2 rRNA genes are annotated in these 3646 nt (G+C 57.3%); both read right to left on the reverse strand.

Annotation, left to right across the window (positions count from 1 at the left end):
* Positions 1-48 precede the first annotated feature (48 nt).
* A 5S ribosomal RNA gene (rrf, locus tag AB0D28_RS29815) occupies positions 49-165 on the reverse strand.
* An 80-nt stretch (positions 166-245) separates the two neighbouring features.
* A 23S ribosomal RNA gene (locus AB0D28_RS29820) occupies positions 246-3354 on the reverse strand.
* Between the last annotated feature and the right edge of the window lie 292 nt (positions 3355-3646).

Raw genomic sequence — 3646 nt, forward strand, 5'->3', positions numbered from 1 at the left:
ACGCAATTCAGGGCCACCCCGTGCGGGGTGGCCCTGAATTGAAAGATTGTCCGGCGGTGTCCTACTCTCCCACACCCTCCCGAGTGCAGTACCATCGGCGCTGGAGGGCTTAGCTTCCGGGTTCGGAATGTGACCGGGCGTTTCCCCTCCGCCATGACCGCCGTAACTCTATGAACATGTCAACCAACCCCACAACACGCGGGTGGTGTTTGTTCAGAGTTGCACAGTGGACGCGTAGCAGCTTAGTAGTCAAGTCCTCGGCCTATTAGTACCGGTCAACTGAACCCGTTACCGGGCTTACATTTCCGGCCTATCAACCCAGTCGTCTAGCTGGGGGCCTTACCCCACAATGTGGGTGGGATACCTCATCTTGAAGCGAGCTTCCCGCTTAGATGCTTTCAGCGGTTATCCCTTCCGAACGTAGCTAACCAGCCGTGCCCCTGGCGGGACAACTGGCACACCAGAGGTTCGTCCGTCCCGGTCCTCTCGTACTAGGGACAGCCCTTCTCAAGTATCCTACGCGCACGGCGGATAGGGACCGAACTGTCTCACGACGTTCTAAACCCAGCTCGCGTACCGCTTTAATGGGCGAACAGCCCAACCCTTGGGACCTGCTACAGCCCCAGGATGCGACGAGCCGACATCGAGGTGCCAAACCATCCCGTCGATATGGACTCTTGGGGAAGATCAGCCTGTTATCCCCGGGGTACCTTTTATCCGTTGAGCGACACCGCTTCCACATGCCAGTGCCGGATCACTAGTCCCGACTTTCGTCCCTGCTCGACCTGTCAGTCTCACAGTCAAGCTCCCTTGTGCACTTGCACTCAACACCTGATTGCCAACCAGGCTGAGGGAACCTTTGGGCGCCTCCGTTACCCTTTAGGAGGCAACCGCCCCAGTTAAACTACCCACCAGACACTGTCCCTGAACCGGATAACGGTCCGAAGTTAGATACCCAAATCAACCAGAGTGGTATTTCAAGATTGCCTCCACCCATACTGGCGTATGGACTTCACCGGCTCCCACCTATCCTACACAAGCTAATTCAGATACCAATGTCAAGCTATAGTAAAGGTCCCGGGGTCTTTCCGTCCTGCCGCGCGTAACGAGCATCTTTACTCGTAATGCAATTTCGCCGGGCCTGTGGTTGAGACAGTGGGGAAGTCGTTACGCCATTCGTGCAGGTCGGAACTTACCCGACAAGGAATTTCGCTACCTTAGGATGGTTATAGTTACCACCGCCGTTTACTGGCGCTTAAGTTCTCCGCTTCGCCCCGAAGAGCTAACAGGTCCCCTTAACGTTCCAGCACCGGGCAGGCGTCAGTCCATATACATCGAATTACTTCTTCGCATGGACCTGTGTTTTTAGTAAACAGTCGCTTCCCCCTGCTCTCTGCGGCCATACAACGCTCCACCCGCGCGGGGCTTCACGTCTCCGGCCCCCCTTCTCCCTAAGTTACGGGGGCAATTTGCCGAGTTCCTTAACCACAGTTCGCCCGATCGCCTCGGTATTCTCTACCTGACCACCTGTGTCGGTTTGGGGTACGGGCCGCTAAGAACTCGCTAGAGGCTTTTCTCGGCAGCATAGGATCACTGACTTCACCTGAATCGGCTCGGCATCACGTCTCAGCCTATGTGGCGTGCGGATTTGCCTACACGCCGGCCTACACGCTTACCCCGGCACAACCACCGGCCGGGCTCAGCTACCTTCCTGCGTCACCCCATCGCTTGACTACTACCCGCCAGGTTCCCACGCTCCCCACCCGCAGTCCGAAGACCTTGGATGGTTTGGGTGGTTAGCACAACGAGGTTCGTCAGGGTCGCTCTTTCGCGGGTACGGGAATATCAACCCGTTGTCCATCGACTACGCCTCTCGGCCTCGCCTTAGGTCCCGACTCACCCAGGGCGGATTAGCCTGGCCCTGGAACCCTTGGTCATCCGGCGGAAGGGTTTCTCACCCTTCTTTCGCTACTCATGCCTGCATTCTCACTCGTGCCGCGTCCACAACTGGGTCACCCCGCTGCTTCACCCCCGGCACGACGCTCCCCTACCCATCCACACACCTGCATACCCCATCAAGGAGGCACGAAGTTAAAATGTGAATGCCACAGCTTCGGCGGTGTGCTTGAGCCCCGCTACATTGTCGGCGCGGAACCACTTGACCAGTGAGCTATTACGCACTCTTTAAAGGGTGGCTGCTTCTAAGCCAACCTCCTGGTTGTCTATGCGACCCCACATCCTTTTCCACTTAGCACACGCTTAGGGGCCTTAGCTGGTGATCTGGGCTGTTTCCCTCTCGACTACGAAGCTTATCCCCCGCAGTCTCACTGCCGCGCTCTCACTTACCGGCATTCGGAGTTTGGCTGATTTCGGTAAGCTTGTGGGCCCCCTAGACCATCCAGTGCTCTACCTCCGGCAAGAAACACGCGACGCTGCACCTAAATGCATTTCGGGGAGAACCAGCTATCACGGAGTTTGATTGGCCTTTCACCCCTAACCACAGGTCATCCCCCAACTTTTCAACGTTGGTGGGTTCGGCCCTCCACGCGGTCTTACCCGCGCTTCAGCCTGCCCATGGCTAGATCACTCCGCTTCGGGTCTAGAGCATGCGACTAAAAACGCCCTATTCAGACTCGCTTTCGCTACGGCTCCCCCACACGGGTTAACCTCGCCACATGCCACTAACTCGCAGGCTCATTCTTCAAAAGGCACGCCGTCACCCCGCAAGGCTCCGACGGATTGTAGGCGAACGGTTTCAGGTACTATTTCACTCCCCTCCCGGGGTACTTTTCACCATTCCCTCACGGTACTCGTCCGCTATCGGTCACCAGGAAGTATTTAGGCTTACCAGGTGGTCCTGGCAGATTCACGGCAGATTTCAGGAGTCCGCCGCTACTCGGGAACACCCACAGAAGACCAGCAGCTTTCACCTACCGGACTATCACCGTCTACGGTCAGCCATTCCAGACTGTTCGACTAACCACTGGCTTTGTAACTTCTCCAACAGATGTCAGTCTGTTGAGCAGGGTCCCACAACCCCGACCACGCAACCCCTGACAGGTATCACACGCCGCCGGTTTAGCCTCAATCCGCTTTCGCTCGCCACTACTCACGGAATCACTATTTGTTTTCTCTTCCTACGGGTACTGAGATGTTTCACTTCCCCGCGTTCCCCCCACACACCCTATGTGTTCAGGTGCGGGTGACATCACATGACTGATGCCGGGTTCCCCCATTCGGACACCCTGGGATCACAGCTTGGTTGACAGCTCCCCCAGGCCTATCGCGGCCTCCCACGTCCTTCATCGGCTCCTGGTGCCAAGGCATCCACCGTTCGCCCTTGACAACTTGACCACAAAGATGCTCGCGTCCACTGTGCAATTCTCAACAAACAACCAACCCACAACCCACAGCCCCACACCAACAACCCGACAACCGCCGGCGGTATGCGAGACCAGGCCATGCCTGGCGCCTTCCGCCCCCTCGGACACAGTCCACAGGAGGCATCTCAAGGCTCTGAAACAACAACCACACGGGTTGTTCCTTCAGGACCCAACAGGGTGCTTACATCCGTCCCCAGCCGCACCACGGACTCGTTCCCACCACCCGAAAGTGGCTGTACTAGAGGATCCGCAGCCGTTGCCGA

The sequence above is a fragment of the Micromonospora sp. NPDC048169 genome (genome assembly GCF_040652815.1).
In the GTDB taxonomy this organism is placed as follows: Bacteria; Actinomycetota; Actinomycetes; order Mycobacteriales; family Micromonosporaceae; genus Micromonospora.